An 18,844-nucleotide genomic window follows, 5' to 3' on the forward strand; every position below is an offset into this window, starting at 1 on the left:
CACTGCCATACGAACCGCTGATCACGATCATGTCCGATCATCCGGCCACGTTGCCGTTGCGACGCCACGCGGCTCGAATCCGTCGCGCTCAGGGGCGATGGGACGCCAGGCAGGATCCAGCGGCTCGTTGCCGCTCGGCAGCGCATGTGTCGGACCGAGCCTTCGCCGCTGCCGGGCCTCAGGGTGACGGACGAGCCTGCCGTCTTCCGGACACCACTTCCTAGCGGGTGATGGGGACGATCCCGTGTCGGAGTTCTAAGGGCGGCGGCCCGGGACGGCCGCCGCCCGACGAACCGACCTAGTAGCGCACGCAGAACTTGCGGTCCGTCACCCAGCGGCCCAGCCAGTCGCTCAGCGGGACGGTGATGCACCACTTCCGGGAGTTCGGCTCGGGCGTGGGGACGGTCGGCGTGGGCTTGTCCGGCTTCGGCGTGGGCCAGGTCGGCCTCGTGGGAGTCGGCGTCGGCGTCGGCGTCGGGTCCGGGTTCTGGTTCTGGGTCAGCATCGTCCGGTACGTCCGGGAGGACTCGGGGTTGTCCGCGCACTGCCACACGCCGTGGGGACAGTAGTCCGTGATCGTCTGGTACACCGGGTCGTGTTTGTCGATCCATTCGAGCATGCGGCGCATGTACTCGGGATTGTCGCCGTTCCGGAACAGGCCCCATTCCGGAAAGGAGATCGGCTTGTTGTGCTCGGCCGCGAAGTCGACGTGTTTCTGGAGACCGTAGGGTCCGTTCACCTGCTCGTCGAAGGTCCGGCCCGGCGGCTGGTCGTAGGAGTCCATTCCGATGATGTCGACCACGTCGTCACCGGGATAGCACTGCGTCCACGGAACCGCGTCCAGGCCCCTGCTGGGCGCGAAGTCGAAACGGAAGTCCTGCCCGGGAACGGCACGCATCGCGGCGACGATGCGTTTCCAGTACGCCTTCCACGACTCGGGGTCCGGACCGCAACGATGCGTGTACGTAGTGCCGTTCATCTCCCAGCCGAGCACGATCACCGTGTCCGGAATACCCAGCCGGACCAGCCGCTCGGCCAGCCTGCGGAAATGGTGGTCGTAGTCACCGGCGGCGCCGGCCCTCAGCAGGGTGCGCACCTCCGCATCGCCGACCCGTTCCTCGTTCCGCTCCTGCATCGGCACGTTGAGGACGAACATCCGGTCCCGGTCCGCCTTCCGCCAGGCCGCCCAGGACCGCAGGAACTCGGGGCTGCCCTCGATGTTCGACCAGAGATCGCCCGGCAGGTAACTGTGCCCCGCCCGCAGCTCGGTGCCGCCCAGCCAGCGCGACAGCTCCTTCGTTCTCCGTACGCCCTCGGGGCCGTAACCGACGTAGGCACCGTGTGCGGTGGTGCCGTCAGGGCCGGGCGCTGCGGGTGGAGCTCCGTCGGTGGTGTCCGATCCGGACGGGAACTGTCCGACGATTCCACCGGCGACGAGGAGACTGAGCGCAGCCGTCCCGACGCAGATATTGATGAGACGGCGCTGTGCGGACACGGCTCCTCCTTCTTTCCGGTCTTTCATCCGACCAGTTCGACAATAAGGAGACATGTTCCGCATTGGGTGGTTCAGGCACTCGGAAGTGGGCCATTCGCGAAGTATCGCGATGTAGGCCGGGCCGTTCGGGTGAAAGCCGTTGTCTGCGGGGGCCGGTCAGCGGCGGTCGAAGGAGAAGGGCAGTGAGCGCACCCGGTTGTCGAAGTTCGAGTCGACCAGCAGGGGGTCCCCGACCGTCGCCGGAATGTCCAGCCGCGTCAGCAGTTCCCCGAAGAGCGCCTTCATCTCCAGCCGGGCCAGATGGGCCCCGATGCAGTGATGCGGGCCGCCCCCGCCGTATCCCAGATGCGGATTGGGGGTGCGGGTGATGTCGAAGACGTCGGGGTCGGTGAACACGGCCTCGTCCCGGTTGGCCGAGGCGTAGAACAGCACGACCTTCTCGCCGGGTCGGTACGTCCGTCCGCCCAGGGAGCACGCGGTCGTGACCGTCCTGCGGAACTGGATGATCGGCGTCGAGTGCCGGACGATCTCGTCGACCGCGCCGTCGATGTACCGGTCGAAGTCCGAGTCCAGGAGCGCCCGCTGCTCCGGGTGATGGGCCAGCAGGTACATCCCGTGCGCGATCGCGTTGCGGGTGGTCTCCACGCCGGCCACGAGCAGCAGCGAGAAGAAGGAGCCGAGCTGGCGGGAGGTCAGTGCCTGCCCGTCCACGTCCGCGCGGACCAGGGCCGAGATGAGGTCGTCCGTGGGATTGCGGCGCCGCTCGCGGGCCAGCTTCGCCATCACCAGCTGCATGCGGGCCAGCGAACGCAGACCGCGCCCGGGAATCCGCAGCCGGGCCCGTCCTTGCCGCCGCACCCCGACGTACTCCGAGGCGTGGTCGATCTGTTGGGAGATCTCGGGCCGGTAGCGCTCCGGGATGCCCATGAGGTCGCAGATGACTTCCAGCGGCAGACGGGAGGGCGCCGAAGGCATGAAGTCGGCGGGGCGCTCCGCGATCACCTCGTCCACCAGGCGGCGGGCCAGCACGCGGATGTTCTCCTCGGCCCCGGCCAGTAGCCGCGGGGTGAAGGCGCGCGAGATGATCCGCCGCAGTGCCGCGTGCTCCTCGCCGTCCATGTTGACCATGGAGTTGCCGAAGACGGCCTTCGCCCAGGCGGCCGGCTCCGGAGTCGTCACCCCCGGGGCGCTGGCGAAGTGCTGGGGCTGCCGGCTGGCCGCCTTGACGTCGGCGTGCTTCACCAGCGCGTAGAACGACTCGCCGGCCCCGGTGCGCGAGCCCGTGCGGGACGTGAACCTCGCCGGAGCGTCCAGTTGCCGCAACAGCGCGAACGCTTCCAGCCGGGCGGGACGCGGCAGCGTCCAGAACGAGGGATCGGCGAGATCCACGTCCTCCAGCCGCAGCGCATGGTCCCTGTTTCCCTGCCTGGGAACACTCATTGCACAACCTCCACATTCCAGGACGGCCATGTTGGCGTGATCCTGGACAAAGGGTGTGATCGGCGCGCCGCTCGGACGAGAACTGTTCCGCCGGTGTCTCGTTGTCAACGTCGGATACGTCATCGCCTCGGAAGAGTGGACGAAAGGCAGGTGTGCCCACCATGGGCCAGACCACGGACACGGGAGGTGCGGGGGCCGGACCGCGCAGGCCGTCCCGCCGGATCGTGCTGCGTACCGCCTTCACGGTGGGAGTGACCGCGGGCACGGCCGCCGTGCTCGCCCCCGTCCTCACGGGAGACTCCGAACCGGTACCCCCGTCGGCGAAGTCCGGTGGCACGGAACCGGAGCGGTTCGCCGAGATGTACCGCGGCCGGGAGATCCGGGGCACCGCGACGGTCATGGCGCCGTTGGGCGGGCCCGGCGGCACGGTCCGCGCCGCGGGCGCCGGAGCGCCTGACGCCGTACCGCACGTCGAGGTACGCGTGGACGGCAGGCCGCTGCACATCATGCGGCGCGCCGACGGCAGTTACGTGAGTCACGCCAACCACTACGAGTCGTTCCCGACGCTGCTGGCCACGGCTCGCGCCGCGGTCGACGAGATCGGGTCCGCACGACTGTCCGCGGTCCCGCCGCGGCACAGCGTCTGAATCGGGAGGACCAGCACGGGTGTACAACCGTAAGAACCAGCGGAATCTCACGCGCACCGAGAAGCGGCGTCTGGTCGGAGCGATCCTGAAACTCAAACGCTCGGGACGGTACGACGAATTCGTCGTCCTGCACCGGGAGTTCTACGTCACCGACGGCGAGGACCGGCCGCGTCCCGCCCATATGACCCCGTCCTTCTTCCCGTGGCACCGCAAGTACCTCCTGGAGTTCGAGGCGGCTCTGCAGGACATCGACCCCGGGGTGTCCGTCCCGTACTGGGACTGGACGACGGACAACACCCCGAGCGCCTCGCTCTGGGCGGAGGACCTGCTCGGCGGCAACGGCAGGGCCGGCGACCGCCAGGTGATGACGGGGCCGTTCGCCTACGGGGCCGGGAACTGGACCGTCAACGACGGGGTCACCGAAAGTCCCTTCCTCACAAGGAACTTCGGCCGACCCTCGTCCCCCGTCACCCTGCCGGGCAAGGACGAGGTGTCCAGGGCGCTCAAGGACCCGGTGTACGACGCCGAGCCGTGGAACAGCGTCAGCACGAGCGGATTCCGCAACCGGATCGAGGGGTGGGGCATCAGAGGTTCGCGCGGAGTGAGCAACCACAACCAGGTACACCGCTGGGTGGGCGGCCTCATGGCGGGCGCCGCCTCGCCGAACGACCCGGTCTTCTGGCTGCACCACGCCTTCATGGACCTGCTCTGGACGCGGTGGCAGAAGGCCCACCCCCGGTCCGCTTACGTCCCCGGCAGGAGGAGCGGGAGTTCCGACCGGGACCGCTCCCGGGTCTTCGGCCTCGACGAGCCCATGCCGCCCTGGGACGTCACGCCTTCGAAGCTCCTTGACCACTCCCGCGTGTACCGCTACGTCTGAGCCGGCCGCCCGGCACATGGAAAAGCGGCTGGGCCTCCCCTCCGGAGCAGGAGGAGGTCCAGCCGCTTTCCGCGGTGCGGAATCAGCCGCCGTAGCCGTAGTCGCCGTGCCCGTGGTCTGCCGGGCCCTCGCCGTAGCCGTAGTCGCCCGGGCCCTCGTGGCCGCCGGAGGCGTTCACGCAGGTGTTGCCGAAGGCCGGGTTGAGCAGCCCGATGACGTTCACGGTGTTGCCGCAGAGGTTGACCGGGACGTGCACAGGCACCTGGACGGCGTTGCCCGAAAGGACACCGGGGGAGTGGGCGGCGACGCCCTGGGCCCCGGCGTCGGCGGCAGCCATGCCGGCGCCGCCGGCGATGAGGGCGCCGGTGCCCGCCATGACAGCGGCTGCCTTCGAGATACGCGACATCAGTTCTCCTTGTGAGGTGGTGAGGTGTGCCACGGAGCGTGGGACCCCGTATGACCTGACAACGTAAAAATCGACAGACGGTAACGGATAGGCACAAAAGTCGTAACCCGGGTGCGGTATCACCGTCCGAGGACAGGGAGTGCGGTAAGCCGGTCGTGCCAGTCGCGAGCAGCGGGGAACCGGGTCTTCACGGTCTCCGCGGCCAGGTCCCGCGCACCCAGCTGCGAGACCCGCAGCCGCAGCAGCGGATCGAGCCCGGAACGGGCCAGCAGCAGACGCTGGTTGACGACGGGGACCGGCTCCCAGTGGTTCTTGTACTGCTCCGAGCCACGCAGCAGGCTCAGCACCCCGCGCCCGGTATCGGCCGCCTGCTGGGCCACTTCGCGCAGCAGCATCGTCGCCACGTCCACCTTCCGCTCCCTGAGCGAGGGGTGGGCCCCGTACAGATATCCACCGGTGAGACGGCCCGACTGGAGCGACATGTTCACCGCCACGACCTCGCCGTCCAGCAGGAACTCCGTGAGGGCGGCGTCGCCGTCACGGACCATCCGCCGGGTGGCCCGCACCAGGTGCGCCGAGAAACGCGGCCTCAGATGCTCGGGGTTGACCCCGCGGCCGGTCCACTGGAGTTCGTGAAGGCGCAGCAGACGGCCCACCGCGCCGGGCACGTCGAGCGCGGGCACGGGGCGGCACTCGACCGACAGCGCGTCGATCTTGCGCAGCTTCGCCCGCACCCGCTGGGCCCGCGATCCCGGCAGCCGCTGGAGCAGCGTGCCGATCGGCTCGGCGGGCAGCTCCATGCAGGTCGAGTCGTCGAGCCGGGTGCGCGCCCCGGTCCACTTCTCGTAAAGGAGTTGGGCCGAGGCGTCGGGCCGCACCTCCCGCAGGTCGATCACCGCGTGTCGCGCCGCCCGGTCGAGCCCGCGCTCCAGGGCCACGAGCGCGTCCTTCGACTGCTCCTCGTCGACGAGCACGTCGAAGAAGTCGGAGATCGCGCCGCCCATCGGCACGAGCAGCGGCATCGGACGGTGTACGAGCATCAGCGGAGCGGCGCCGATCAGCCGGCCGTCGCGGCGGGCCAGGACGATGCGCAGGCGGCCGGTGTTCCCGTACGACAGCCACCACGAGTGCAGCCACGCGTGGCTCTGGAACGGTGTGGCGGTGCGGCAGCGGCGGTGCAGGGCGTCCCAGTCCTCCGCCAGCGCGGCGAACTCCCCGAGGTCGCGGCAGAGCGTGACGGTCAGGCCGTCCCTGCGCCCGGCGCTCATCACACGAGCTCCCGTTCGTCCGCGACGGCCGGCTCGGCCGTCGCGTGCGCCGGAGCCGGTACGTGTGCCTCGGCACTCCTCCTCGACGGACGCGGGCGTACGAGCAGCACGAGACCGCCGAGGAGCCCGCCCGCACTCGCGCCGACGGCCGTCCCCAGCGGGGCGGACGGCGAGACCGGCTCGTCCGGGGGGACGGCGTGGCTGAACTTGATGATCTTCACCCCGGTCTCCTTGGCCACGTGCCCGCTGCTGACGATGACCGCCTCGACGACGGCGTTGGCGATCTCCGCCGCCCGGCGCGGAGATTCGGACGTACCCGTGACGGCGATCATCGGGGAGTCGGGAGAGGTCTCCGACTGCACCTGCGCACGGAGTTCCTTCACGGACTCACCCGCGGCACCGTGCGCGTAGGCGAGGCTGGAGTCGCTGGTCGCGAGCCGGCCGTAGGACTGGGCGAAGCCCAGCGCGGCGGCGGAGTCGGTGCCCTTGTCGGTGACGGCCATGGCATAGCCCGTCGCCGAGTACTGCGGGGTGGCGAGCAGGCCGTAGGAGAGACCGCATGCCGCGCCCAGCAGGACGCAGGCGGGCAGCGGCCACCAACTGGGCAGCTGGGGAAGGGAACGCAGCCGGCTGAACCGTCCGGGGACGGCGGGCCGCTGCTCGGGCGACTCGGTCATGAGAGTGCTCTCTGTCGGAGGAGGGTGGCGAGGAGTACGGGGAGCGGTGACGGACGGACCTTCAACGCCCGCTCAGGGCACGCTCGTAGACGTCCATGAGGTGTCCGCTGCTCCGTCTGATGTCGTAGTGGCCGACGGCCGGGGGCGGCGGCAGCCGCTGCGGTCCCACCCGCAACCGCTGCCGCAGGACCGCCGTCAGCTCCTCGGCGTCGCCCGAGATGCGGGTGGTGCCCGAGGACTGGTCGGCGGGGAGGTCCTCGACGGCGGGGCACGCGGCGTGCAGCACCGGCAGCCCCGCGGCCAGCGCCTCGACGACGGCGAGGCCGAAAGACTCCTCGCGGGAGGTCGAGACGAAGGCGTCCATGGCACTGAGCAGCGCCGGTACGCCGGGGCCCGGGCCGGACCGCCCCGCGTCGCACTCGCCGGGCAGGTGGACCCGGCCGGCCGCGCCGAGCCGCTCCGCGAGAGCGATCAGCCGGCCGCGCTCCGGCCCGTCCCCGGCCAGCAGCAGCCGGGCGCCGGGCAGCGCCGCGACGGCCCGGACCAGGACGTCGAAACGTTTGCCCGGGACGAGCCGGCCGACGCCCCCCACCACGAAGGCGTCGGCGGGAATTCCCAACAGCGCACGGGCGGAGCGCCGTTGCCCCTCGTCGAACCGGAACAGGTCCGCGTCGATCCCGTTGGGCACGAGGTGAATCCGTGCCGCGGGCACACCCCAGTCGCGCAGCCGTCCCGCGACGGTGGACGAGACGGCCACGGTGGCGGAGCCGAGCCGCTCCGTCCTCAGGTAGAGCGCGCGCGTCGAGCGGGTGAGGGGACGCCCCTCGATCTCCGCCGCGCCCAGCGAGTGCTCGGTGGCGATCGTCGCGCGGACCCCGGCCAGCCGGGCGGCGATACGCCCGTAGACGCAGGCCCGGTAGAGATGGGTGTGGACGAGGTCGTACTTTCCCCGCCGTACGAGACCGGCCAGCCTCGGCAGGGCCGCGAGGTCACGGTTCCCCTTCATCCCGAGATCCGTGACGCGTACGCCGTCGGCGCGCAGCCCCTGGGCCACCGCCCCGGGGTTGGTGAGCGTGACGACATCGCACGCAACCGGCAAGTGGCGCAGCAGCAGGCGCAGTTGCTGTTCGGCTCCGCCGATCCCGAGCCCGGTGATGATGTGCAGGGCCCTCATCGGCGTTCACCGGAAGCGGCGGTCGCCGCCCGGGCCAGCCGCTCGGGCGCGGGGTCCGACCGGTGCCGCAGCCGGTGGCGCAGGTCCTTCGCCCCCAGGCGCATCCCACGGTCGGCGTGGCTGATGTGGGTACGGGGCAGGGTGAACGGTCCGAGCAGCGGGCCGGGGTCGATCGCGCAGCCGTAGCCGTATCCCGCCTCGCGCACCGACGCGGCCACCCGCTCGTCGACCGACCCGTACGGATAGCAGAAGCCCTCGGGGGCGGCACCGGTGATGTCGTGCAGCAACTCCCGGCTGTCGCGCGTCTCCTGGCGCAGCGCGGCGTCGTTGAGTGTCGTCAGGTCCCGGTGGAGCAGGCCGTGCGAGCCGATCTCCATCCCCGCGTCGGCGGCGGCCCGGATGTCCTCGGCGGTGAGCAGCGGTTTGAGGGGGCCCGGCCGGTCCCACTCGTTGGAGCCGCCGAGCCGGCCGGGCAGGACGAACACGGTCGCCGAGAAGCCGTGGCGGCGCAGCACCGGCAGGGCCTCCTGGGCGAAGTCGGCGTATCCGTCGTCGAAGGTCAGTCCCACCAGACCGCGACGGCCTTCGGCGTGCGTGCGCAGCAGCGTGCCGATGCCCACGCCGGTGTAGTGCCGGCGCCGCAGCCAGGCCAGCTGCCGGTCGAGCCGCTCGGGGGAGACGGTGATGCCGTAGGGGTCGGTCGTCCGCTCGCACACCGAGTGGTACGTCAGGATCCAGGGCTGGGGACAGGCGGGCGGCCGGAGCCGGGAGGAGCGCGAGTCGGTGGGAGCCGATGGGTCAGCGGCCATGAAGCAACCTCCGTCGGATGAGGGTCAGCAGATGGACGACTTCCGGAGCTCGGAACACGAGCCCGGCCAGGAGGAACAGGACCGGCACGAGGACGCAGCCGCCGGCCACGCTCAGGAGGGGATCGGACACCAGGGGCGCCGCCAGCCACCCCGCGGCCCCGGCCACCGCCGCGGCGGCGGCAAGCCGGACCAGCGAGAGGGTGACCTCCCGGACCCGGATGGTGACCACGCGCGTACCCAGCCCCATGAGGAGCAGCATCGCGGCCGTGCTGATCCCGATGGCGTTGGCCGCCGCGATGCCGTTGACACCGAGCCGGTGGGTCATGGCGAATCCGGCGCCCGTGGTGACGAGCAGACCGGTGCCCATCGCGAAGACCGGGAACCAGGTGGGCCGCCCGGCCGAGAAGTACGGCCGGCTCAGCGCCCCCACGAGGGAGTGGCCGAGGAGCCCGAGCGCGTACACCCGCATGGCATCGGCCGTCGCCCGGGTGTCCAGGGCGTCGAACGCCCCTCGCTGGAAGAGGACTTCGACGATCTGGGGTGCGTATCCGAGGACCATCGCGGTCCCGGCGAGCACGACCAGGCCGGCCAGCGCGAGGTCGCGCTCGACCCGGTCGCGGGCCTTCTCCCGGTCGCCGTTCGCCATGGCCTGGGCGACGACGGGGAAGGTCACCGTGCAGATCATCAGCGAGAGCACCATCGGCATCTGCGCGACCTTCTGCGCGTAGTTCAGATGCGAGATGGCACCGGCCGGCAGCGAGGAGGCGAGGAACCGCTCCACCAGGACCTGCGCCTGACGGCTCACCACGAAGATCACGACGGGGGCCAGGACCGTGGCGCCCAGCAGCGGGGGAGCCGCCCCGGCGAACCGCCGCCTCCCGGCCGTCTGCGGTCCCCGCCCGGTACGTGGCGTCCGCGACGGGACGAGCCGGACGAAGGCGGGGAGCTGGGTCAGGATCATCAGGACACTGCCGACCGCGACACCGGCCGCTGCCGCGCGCACGCCCCAGAGGGAGTGCAGGGCGAAGGTCATGCCGATGATGCCGACGTTGTACGCCACGTAGACACCGGCGGGCGGCAGGAAGCTGCGGTGCGCGCGCAGGGCCGCGCTGAGGTAGCCCGTGATGCCGAAGGTGAGCACGGTGACGGCCGTCATCCGTGTGCAGTCCACGGCGAGCCGGGGATCGCTCAGGCCGGGAGCCAGGATTCCCACGACCCACGGAGCGCCCAGCGCCAGCAGCGCGGCGGCGCAGGCCAGCAGCGCGAACAGCCGGGGCAGGGTGGCCGAGATCAGCTCACGTACGGGGTCGTCCGCCCCAGGGCCCTTCCGCCGCCCGTTGGCCGCCGCCCGGCGGGCCAGCGCATGGCTGAACGCCGGGACGAGCAGCAGGGCCATCCCGTCCTCGATCAGCACGGTGGCGGCCATCTCGGGCACGGTCCAGGCGATCAGGAACGCGTCGCTCGCACCGCTCGCGCCGAAGAGGTGGGCGATGGCCTGGTCGCGTACGAGGCCCAGCACGGCCCCGGCCACGGTCAGCCCGGCGGTGACGGCCGCGGCCCGGGCGAGGAACCGGCCGAGCCCGGGGGTCTCCCCGCTGCGTGCGGGCGCGGGCACCCGGTCCGACGGGGCGGGAGGGCCGGGGGGAGGTTCCGGAAGAGCGGGGGAAGGAGGGCGGGCGGCGGCTTCCGGGAGCGCCTCGGCGGGCGGGCCGAGGACGGACTCCGGGAGCGCCTCGACGGGCGGGCCCGATCCGGTACCGGTGTTGTTCACGCGGCTCGCGCCCTTTCCGGCCCGGTCAGCGCCCACCAGGCGGCCAGACCGATCACGATTCCGGTGAGTACGGTCGAGGGGCCGCCGATGTCCGCGTACAGGAAGTCGACGAGCTGCCAGATCATCAGCCCGGCCGCGACGAGCCCGCAGTCCACGGCCGTCTCCCTGCGCCCCCGGCCGACGACCAGCCGGTGCACCCCGCCGACGAGGACCGCGAGCCAGCTGCCGGCGAGCGCCGTCAGCCCGATCAGCCCCTGCTCGCCGAGGACGAGCAGATACATGTTGTGCGGGGAGAGCAGCGGCTGCTTGCGGAACTCCTGGCCCGCGCCCGCGGTGTCGCTGCCCGCGGAGAGCGCGATCGAGGCGTGCCCGTCGCGGTGCGCGGGGAAGCCCTTGAGGCCGACGCCCGCGGCCGGCTCCTCGCGCCACATGCTCGCCGCGGCTGCCCACATGGTGTACCGGTCGGTGACCGACTGGTCGGGGGTACCGGTCACCTCGGTGATGCTGGTGAGCCGTTGGGAGACCATCTCGGAGCCGATGCCGAAGCCGCCTACGAGGACGACGCCGGTGGCGGTGAGCACGGCGAGGGCGCGAACGGCCGGGCGGGGACCGGTCAGTGCGATGAGGGCGAGCGCCGCGAACGCCGTGGCGATCCACGAGCCCCGGCTGAAGGACAGCACGAGGGCCACGAGCAGCACGACGGTCGCGCCGAGCGCGCAGGGGCGCAGCCACCGGGGGGCGCCCTGGGGCGCGCGGAGCACGTACGCGGAGGTCACGAGCAGACCGAAGGCGACGACCGTGGCCATTCCCATGATGTCGCCGGGGCCGAACGTGCCCACGGCGCGGATGTCCTCGCCCATGTACGAGGCGCCCGAGGCGGTGGCGTACTGGTGAATGCCCGTCACGCCCTGCACGAGCGCGAGGAGCACGAGGGCGCCGACGACGATCCGGAAGCCCTGGGCGTCCCTGATCAGCAGGCACACGGCAGCCGGTACCAGCACGAAGACCTGGAGGTAGCGGACGAACCCCGGCAGCGCGGCCGAGGGGTCGGCGGCGGTGACCGTCGCCACGGCGAAACCGAGCGCCGGCAGACCGAGGACCAGGGCCGCGGCCGGTGTCAGCGGGCGCTGCCGGAGATACAGCAGCCGGACCAGGCAGACCAGGACCGCGAGCCCCGAGGCGAGGTCGGCCGGACGCATGGCCGGGTCGTCGCCGGTCCCCGCGTCCGAGACCGGAAGGGCGAGCAGCAGCACGGTCACGATCAGCGGCAGCAACGGCCACTGCCGCGTCCACCGTCTCGCCCGCGCGGTGCCGGAGACCGTGTGGTCCCGCGGACGCGGAATGGTGGCGACGGCGGCTTCGGCGGTCCGGGTGGCGGCCACGGTCAGCTGCCTCCCGGACGGAACAGGGAACCGGCCGTGCGGGCGAGGACGCATACGTCCTGCCAGAGCGACCAGGTCTCGATGTAGCGGTTGTCGAAGCGGGCCCGGTCCTCGATGGACGTGTCGCCGCGCAGCCCGTGCACCTGGGCCAGTCCCGTGATGCCGACGGGCATCCGGTGGCGGCCTCCGTAGCCGGCGTGCAGACGGCTGAACCTGTCGACGAAGTAGGGGCGTTCGGGGCGCGGTCCGACCAGGCTCATGTCCCCGCGCAGCACGTTCCACAGCTGCGGCAGCTCATCGAGGGAGGTGCGGCGCAGCAGACGGCCGACGCGGCTCATGTTCCGGTCGGCGGACACGTTCCACCGGGTGGCGGACTCGTGCGCGTCGGCCGGCCGGATGGTGCGGAACTTCAGTAGGACGAAGGGCTGTTCGTGCCGTCCGATACGTTCCTGACGGAAAATCACGCCGGGGCCGTCGGAGATCCGGACGGCGAGGGCGCAGACCGCCAGCACCGGTGCCGCCGCGAGCAGGGCGAGCGCGGCCAGCAGGGCGTCCATGGCCCGCTTGGCCGCGTAGGACACCGGCCTGCCGCCTCCGTTGTGCAGGGCGTACGCGGCGAAGCCCCACAGGTGGTCGGGGCGAGCGGCGGCCCGGTGGGGCGTGAAGGCGCCACCGGCGGGACCGTTGATCAGCCACATCCGGCAGCCGTGCCGGGCCAGGAGCGCGAACAGGGCCTCGCCGTCGCGGGCGGCTCCCGGGGCGACGGTGAAGACGGCGTCGCGCACGCTGTTCTGGATGACCGCACGGCCGACGTCCTCCAGGGTGACCAGGACGGGCAGGGGAGCGGTGCCGGGCGGCGGAGTCGCGGAGGCGTCGGCCCCGGGGATCGCGGGATCGACCCGGCCGACCGGCCGGAGTCCGTACTCGGGGTGCTCGTGCAGGGCGGCCGTGACCTGGTGGGCGATCGGGCCGTGGCCCACGACCAGGGCCGACCGGGGGTTGCGGGCCGCCGCGCGGAGCCTCGACCGGTGGGCCAGGGCGCGGGCGGCGCAGCACAGCAGCGTCTGGGTGACGACCGCGAGGCCCAGCGCCGTCCAGCTGATCGCGTGGCGCGGGTCGTACGCGGTGAGGATCTCCGCGGTGGCGAACCACTGGATCAGACCGAGACCGAGGAGCGCGGGCAGTTCGGCCAGGGTGGACGTGGAAAGCCCCGGCCGGTACAGCCCCCGGTGGGCGTGCAGCAGGAGTTGCATCACGACCTGGACCGCGAGGACGGCCGGTGGCCACGGGGTCGCGGGCAGCACGGCCAGTGTGAGCCCCAGGGCCAGCCCGTCGGCGGCCAGCAGCCGTCCCGCGGGCCCGTATCCGCGGAAGCGGCGTCCGGTGCGCCGGGACGGTGCGCGTCCGGTGCCCCGCCGTGGGGGATGGACGGTGGAGGCCGTGGGGGGTTCGGCCGTTGCCTGGGCAGCGCGGGGTGCGGGGGCTCTCTCCGTAGTCATGGCTCGGTGCGCTCTCTCGTCGTGGGCCGGGACAAGCCGACAAGTTCCTGATAAATGCGGTGGACGGCTCCGGCGGTCTTCCGGACGTCGAAAACGGATCGCGTGTGGGTCCGGGCGGTACGGCCCAGCTCGTCCCTCAGCGCCGGATCGGTCAGGAGGGCGGTGAGTGCGGCCGCGAGGGCCGCCGGGTCCTCGGGGGGTACGAGGCAGTGGGCCTCGTGGCCCGGGGGCAGGCTCTCCCTGGCCCCGTTCACGTCGGACATCACGACCGGCCTGCCGCAGGCCATCGCTTCGAGGGGAGCCAGCGCCATTCCTTCCCACCGGGACGGAAGCACGAGCACGTCCGCGGCGTGGATCCACGGGCGGACGTCCTGACTCGCCCCCGTGAACACCACGTCGGCGGGGGCCGCGTCACGCAGCTGCCGCTCGTAGGGTCCGTCGCCGACCAGGACCAGCCGGGCGCCCCTGACGCGCAGCTGCTGCCAGGCCCGCAGCAGCACGTCCTGACCCTTCTGCCGGCTGAGCCTGCCGACGCACACGACCAGCGGCGTCGCCGCGTCCATGCCGCCCGGCAGGGGGAGTGCGGCGCGGGCCGCCGCACGTTCCGCCGGGCCTCCGGGACGGAAGTGCCCGAGGTCGATGCCGTTGTGGATCACCGAGCACCGGGCCGCCGCGATGCCCGCTTCCTGGCCCGTGCGGCGCTCGGACTCGCTGACGCACAGGATGTGGTCGCTCCACCGGGCCCCGAACCGCTCCCACCTGACGGCCAGTTGGGCGGTCCGACCCTCGACGGCCTCGAAGGACCAGGCGTGCGGCTGGAAGACGGTGGGGACACGGCTCCGGACCGCGAGCCGCCCCGCGAGGCCCGCCTTCGCGCTGTGGGCGTGGACGATCTGAGGACGGCACTGCCGGACGAGCCTGCCCGCGGTGGCCACCTCCGTGGCCAGCCCGGGACCGGGGTCGCGTACGGCGGGCCAGGCGAGCACTTCGGCTCCGGCCGCCGCGGCCCCCGCCGCCAGCGGCCCCTGGGGCGGACAGGCCACCACGGGCCGCAGTCCTGCTCCGGCCTGCGCCCTGACGAGGTCCGTGACGACGCGCGCGACTCCGCCCTCCACCGGCTGTACCAGATGGAGAACCGTCAATTCTCTTTCTTCAGAAAAGCTCTTTTGCCGCACGCATGGCTCTCTTCTCACGTGCCCCCCGAAGGACGGGCCCGAAATGGCGCCGACGGCAGGGAATATTAAGGACTGATCAAGTGGGTAAAGCAGAAGTGCACTTTGACAGACAGTTCACCAGAAAACACGCCAGACTCGCTCATAGGGCCGTCTGGGGCACCCCCGTTTGGCAGCTTGCTCTGACCCCCTGTCAGTAACGATCGTGGGCCGCATAAACGCGGCCGACTGGGGATATTTTTACGTTCGCTCATATGCTCGACGAACAGGAATTCCCCCACCTCGTCCATTCGAATGGGGGAAAGGAACAGACGCAGGTCCGGCCCGCACCTGAATCGGTGCGGGCCGGACCTGCGTGATGCGGACGGAGAGGGGTTATGCCTTGACGGATGCGCCGTGGGTGTTCGGCGAGGAGTCCTGCTCCGTCTCCGGCGCGGACCGCCCGCCGCCCCGCATGAGCACCAGGGTGAGCAGCGCCCCGGCGAGTGCGATGACCGCGGCGCCCGTGAAGGCGGAGGCGAAGCCCTCGGTGAGGGCCGGCAGGTCACCGAGCCGGCCGGCGCCCTGGGAGGTGGCCAGTGCGGTGAGCGCGGCCAGCCCGAGAGCCGAGCCGACCTGGTACGTCGTGTTGACGATGCCGGAGGCGAGGCCGGCCTGTTCCTGCGGGGCGCCGGACATGGCGGCCATCATGGCCGGGATGTAGGCGAGCGACATGCCGAGGGCCGCGACGAGCGAGGCCGGCAGCACGTCGATCAGGAAGGTGCCGGTCGGTTCGGCGGCCGACAGCCACAGGAGTCCTGCGGCGAGGACGAGGAGTCCGCCCGCGATGAGGGGCTTGGCGCCGAAGCGGCCGAGGAGCCGTGCGGTGATCGCGGTCATGAAGATCATGAGCAGCACGGTCATGGGGAGCAGGGCCGCACCGCTGGCGAAGGCCCCGTATCCCAGCACCTGCTGGAGGTAGAGGTTGAGGAAGTACCACATCGGGATCCACGCGGCACCGAGCAGGGCCATGGCGACGTTGGCGGCGCCGAGGCCCGGGGTGCGCCAGATACTCAGGGGCATGAGTGGGGTGCGGGCCGAGCGCTGGATCACCAGGAAGAGGGCCAGCAGCACTGCGGCGCCCAGGAGTTGGAGCACGGTCTGGGTGCTGCCCCAGCCGGTTTCGGGGGCGCGGACCAGGGCGAAGACGGCGAGGGCGAGTCCCGCGGTGACGGCGGTCGCGCCGAGGACGTCGACTCCGCCGCGCCTGCCGGGTACGGCGGGCAGGAGGCCGGTGGCGAGGAGGGTGGCGACGCCGATCGGGACGTAGATGATGAACACCCAGGGCCAGCTGGCCCATTCGGTGAAGACGCCGCCCAGGAAGACGCCCGCCGTGCCGCCGGCGGGGGCCGCGGCCCCGTAGAACGCGAGAGCCTTGCCGAGCTCCTTCGGGCTGTGGCCGAAGAGCATCATCAGCAGGGTCATCGAGGCGGGTGCGATGAGGGCGCCGCCGACGCCCTGGACGGCGCGGCCGACGATCTCGGTGGTGGCGTCGCCCGCTGCCGCGGCGACGACCGATCCGGCGATCAGGATCAGCCAGCCGCCCGCGAACACCTTGCGGGCGCCGAGCAGGTCCGACAGCCGGCCGCCGAGGAGCAGCAGGCCGCCGAACGCGATGACGTACGCGTTGAACACCCACTGCAGATCGCCCTGGGAGAAGCCCAGGTCGCGCTGCATCTCGGGGAGGGCCACCCCGATGATCGAGGTGTCCATGATGACCATGAACTGTGCGGTGGCCAGCACGGCGAGTGCCCACCAGCGCCGGGGATCGACGGTTGACATGTCCCTACTCCCTCTGTCGGGGATACCCCAGGGGGGTATGGATGAGTGCTGCGACATGTATACCCCCACCCCGTATATCTGGCAAGCGCGCGACGGGTTTGCCGGGCATGGACTTCTCGGTCGGCTCCATGGACTCTTCGGTGCCCGCCGCCACCCGTACCGGGCCGTCCCCTAAACTGACGCGCCGTCATGAGGCGTCTGTTGCCTGCCGTTCTTGCCGCATACGGCGCCCCGTGGCCCTGACGACGCCCGGACGCCCCTTCAGCCAGCTGCCCTTGGAACCGCCACAGAAGGCTCTGCCCCCGACTCCGAAGAGGTCCTCACCCGCATGCCTGAACTCAATCGCCGCCGCTTCCTGCAGATCGCAGGCGCCACCGCAGGTCTGTCGGCCCTGCAGGACAGCATCGCCCGCGCCGCCGCGATCCCCGCCCGGCGTGTGGCCGGCACCCTGGCCGATGTCGAGCACATCGTCGTGCTGATGCAGGAGAACCGTTCCTTCGACCACTACTTCGGCTCGATGAAGGGCGTACGCGGATTCGGCGATCCGCGTCCCACGGCACTCCCGGGCGGGAAACCGGTCTGGCACCAGCCCGACGGCTCCAAGGAGGTGCTGCCCTACCGTCCGGACGCCGACGACCTCGGCATGCAGTTCATCGCCGGTCTCAACCACGACTGGGCCGGCGGCCACAGGGCCTTCAACAACGGTAAGTACGACCAGTGGATCCCCGCCAAGTCCGCGGGCACCATGGCGTATCTGACCCGTGAGGACATCCCGTTCCACTACGCCCTCGCCGACGCCTTCACGGTCTGCGACGCGTACCACTGCTCCTTCATCGGAGCCACGGACCCCAACCGCTACTACATGCTGACGGGGCACACGGGCAACGACGGCAAGGGCGGCGGCCCCGTCCTCGGCAACGAGGAGGCCGGGTACGGCTGGACGACGTACCCCGAGCGCCTGGAGCAGGCCGGAGTCTCCTGGAAGGTGTACCAGGACATCGGCGACGGCCTGGACGCGGCCGGATCATGGGGCTGGATCGACGACGCCTACCGGGGCAACTACGGTGACAACTCGCTGCTGTACTTCGACAAGTACCGCAACGCCGTGCCCGGCGACCCGCTGTACGACAAGGCCCGCACCGGCACGGACGTATCGAAGGGCGACGGCCTCTTCGACGTGCTGCGCGCCGACGTCGGCGCCGGGAGGCTGCCGCAGGTCTCCTGGATCGCGGCGCCGGAAGCCTTCAGCGAACACCCGAACTGGCCCGCCAACTACGGCGCCTGGTACATATCCCAGGTCCTGGACGCGCTGACCTCCGACCCCGAGGTGTGGAGCAGGACCGCCCTCTTCGTCACCTACGACGAGAACGACGGCTACTTCGACCACCTCGTCCCGCCGTACCCGCCCTCCTCCGCCGCCCAGGGCCTCTCCACCGTGAGCACCGCGCTCGACCACTTCGGCGGGAACATCCGGTACGCCGCCGGTGCCTACGGCCTCGGCCAGCGGGTCCCGATGATCGCCGTCTCGCCCTGGAGCACGGGCGGTTACGTGAACTCGCAGGTCTTCGACCACACATCGATCATCCGGTTCATGGAGCGCCGCTTCGGGGTGAGCGAACCGAACATCTCGCCGTGGCGGCGCGCCGTCTGCGGCGACCTCACCTCGGTCTTCGACTTCGGTCTCAAGGACACGACGCCCGCCGCGCTCCCCGGCACCGAGGGCTACCGCCCGCCGGACGGCGACCGGCACCCCAGCTACGTACCGAAGCCGCCCGCCGTCGGAGCCCTGCCCGTCCAGGAACGGGGCTCGCGCCCCGCCAGGCCGCTGCCGTACACCCTGGTGTCCGACGGCACGGCGATCCCCGCGACGGGCCGGTTCACGCTGTCCTTCGGAGCGGGCGCACAGGCCGGTGCCTGCTTCCACGTCACGTCCCCGAACCGCACCGACGGACCGTGGACGTACACCGCGGAGGCCGGGAAGACACTCTCCGACACCTGGAACACGAGCTACTCGAAGGGCGTGTACGACCTCTGGGTGTACGGCCCCAACGGCTTCCTGCGCACCTTCCGCGGACCCGGCACGACCGCGGGTCCCGAAGTGACCGCACGTCACGACAACGTCGCGGGCACGGTGGTGCTCACCATGACGAACCCGGGCGCCACCGCCGTCAACCTCACCCTGAGCAACGCCTACGGCGGCGCCACGCAGACCTTCAAGGTGGCCAAGGGCGCCACGGTGACCCACACCGCCGATCTGCGGGCGAGCGCGCGCTGGTACGACCTGACCGTCGTCTCCGACGGGAACAGCACCTTCCGGCGACGGTTCGCCGGACACGTCGAGACGGGCGCCCCGGGCGTCAGCGACCCGGCGATCATCACCGGCTGACCGGCGCTCCTGCCCGG

15 protein-coding genes are annotated in these 18,844 nt (G+C 71.5%); 3 read left to right on the plus strand and 12 right to left on the minus strand.

Annotation, left to right across the window (positions count from 1 at the left end):
- Positions 1-298: 298 nt before the first annotated feature.
- On the minus strand, positions 299-1,495 hold the full coding sequence (locus tag OG230_RS27640; RefSeq protein ID WP_328906431.1) for a glycoside hydrolase family 26 protein: 1,197 nt from the start codon (positions 1,493-1,495) through the stop codon (positions 299-301).
- Between the two features lie 156 nt (positions 1,496-1,651).
- The gene (locus OG230_RS27645; RefSeq protein ID WP_328906432.1) at positions 1,652-2,935 is read right to left on the minus strand and encodes a cytochrome P450; all 1,284 of its coding nucleotides are present in this window, start codon (positions 2,933-2,935) and stop codon (positions 1,652-1,654) included.
- 161 nt (positions 2,936-3,096) lie between these two features.
- On the opposite strand from OG230_RS27645, the gene OG230_RS27650 reads away from it, so the two are divergent.
- Both OG230_RS27650 and OG230_RS27655 read left to right on the plus strand, forming a co-directional pair.
- Complete coding sequence (locus OG230_RS27650; protein ID WP_328906433.1) at positions 3,097-3,582, plus strand: tyrosinase family oxidase copper chaperone; 486 nt, start codon at positions 3,097-3,099, stop codon at positions 3,580-3,582.
- Positions 3,583-3,601: 19 nt separating this feature from the next.
- A complete protein-coding gene (locus tag OG230_RS27655) occupies positions 3,602-4,462 on the plus strand; it encodes a tyrosinase family protein (RefSeq protein WP_328906434.1) in 861 nt (286 codons plus the stop codon).
- Positions 4,463-4,544: 82 nt separating this feature from the next.
- Here OG230_RS27655 and OG230_RS27660 read toward each other — a convergent pair whose 3' ends face one another.
- The 10 genes from OG230_RS27660 to OG230_RS27705 all read right to left on the minus strand — a co-directional run bounded on the left by OG230_RS27660 (position 4,545) and on the right by OG230_RS27705 (position 16,441).
- Positions 4,545-4,868 (minus strand): chaplin, encoded by a 324-nt coding sequence (locus OG230_RS27660; protein ID WP_328906435.1) that lies wholly within the window; start codon positions 4,866-4,868, stop codon positions 4,545-4,547.
- A gap of 119 nt (positions 4,869-4,987) precedes the next feature.
- Entirely contained in the window at positions 4,988-6,136 is a 1,149-nt protein-coding gene (locus OG230_RS27665) for a GNAT family N-acetyltransferase (RefSeq protein ID WP_328906436.1), read from the minus strand.
- Positions 6,136-6,813 (minus strand): YveK family protein, encoded by a 678-nt coding sequence (locus OG230_RS27670; protein ID WP_328906437.1) that lies wholly within the window; start codon positions 6,811-6,813, stop codon positions 6,136-6,138. Before OG230_RS27670 ends, OG230_RS27665 begins: the two co-directional genes overlap by 1 nt.
- Positions 6,814-6,874: 61 nt before the next feature.
- The gene (locus tag OG230_RS27675; protein ID WP_328906438.1) at positions 6,875-7,987 is read right to left on the minus strand and encodes a glycosyltransferase; all 1,113 of its coding nucleotides are present in this window, start codon (positions 7,985-7,987) and stop codon (positions 6,875-6,877) included.
- Entirely contained in the window at positions 7,984-8,796 is an 813-nt protein-coding gene (locus OG230_RS27680; RefSeq protein WP_328906439.1) for a polysaccharide deacetylase family protein, read from the minus strand. Before OG230_RS27680 ends, OG230_RS27675 begins: the two co-directional genes overlap by 4 nt.
- Positions 8,786-10,567, minus strand: coding sequence for a murein biosynthesis integral membrane protein MurJ (gene murJ / locus OG230_RS27685; RefSeq protein WP_328906440.1), 1,782 nt, complete (start codon positions 10,565-10,567; stop codon positions 8,786-8,788). Before murJ ends, OG230_RS27680 begins: the two co-directional genes overlap by 11 nt.
- The gene (locus OG230_RS27690; RefSeq protein WP_443051391.1) at positions 10,564-11,949 is read right to left on the minus strand and encodes an O-antigen ligase family protein; all 1,386 of its coding nucleotides are present in this window, start codon (positions 11,947-11,949) and stop codon (positions 10,564-10,566) included. The genes murJ and OG230_RS27690 overlap by 4 nt, the downstream gene beginning before the upstream one ends.
- 2 nt (positions 11,950-11,951) lie before the next feature.
- Positions 11,952-13,448 carry an exopolysaccharide biosynthesis polyprenyl glycosylphosphotransferase gene (locus OG230_RS27695; protein ID WP_328906441.1) on the minus strand — a complete coding sequence of 499 codons (1,497 nt, stop codon included), beginning with the start codon at positions 13,446-13,448 and terminating at the stop codon, positions 11,952-11,954.
- Positions 13,445-14,590, minus strand: coding sequence for a glycosyltransferase (locus tag OG230_RS27700; RefSeq protein WP_328906442.1), 1,146 nt, complete (start codon positions 14,588-14,590; stop codon positions 13,445-13,447). Before OG230_RS27700 ends, OG230_RS27695 begins: the two co-directional genes overlap by 4 nt.
- A gap of 405 nt (positions 14,591-14,995) precedes the next feature.
- Positions 14,996-16,441 (minus strand): MFS transporter, encoded by a 1,446-nt coding sequence (locus OG230_RS27705; protein WP_328906443.1) that lies wholly within the window; start codon positions 16,439-16,441, stop codon positions 14,996-14,998.
- A gap of 328 nt (positions 16,442-16,769) precedes the next feature.
- Between OG230_RS27705 and OG230_RS27710 the strand changes: the two genes are divergently transcribed.
- Positions 16,770-18,827, plus strand: coding sequence for a phosphocholine-specific phospholipase C (locus OG230_RS27710; RefSeq protein ID WP_328906444.1), 2,058 nt, complete (start codon positions 16,770-16,772; stop codon positions 18,825-18,827).
- Positions 18,828-18,844: the final 17 nt, after the last annotated feature.

It is taken from the genome of Streptomyces sp. NBC_00234, from assembly GCF_036195325.1.
Taxonomy (GTDB): domain Bacteria; phylum Actinomycetota; class Actinomycetes; order Streptomycetales; family Streptomycetaceae; genus Streptomyces.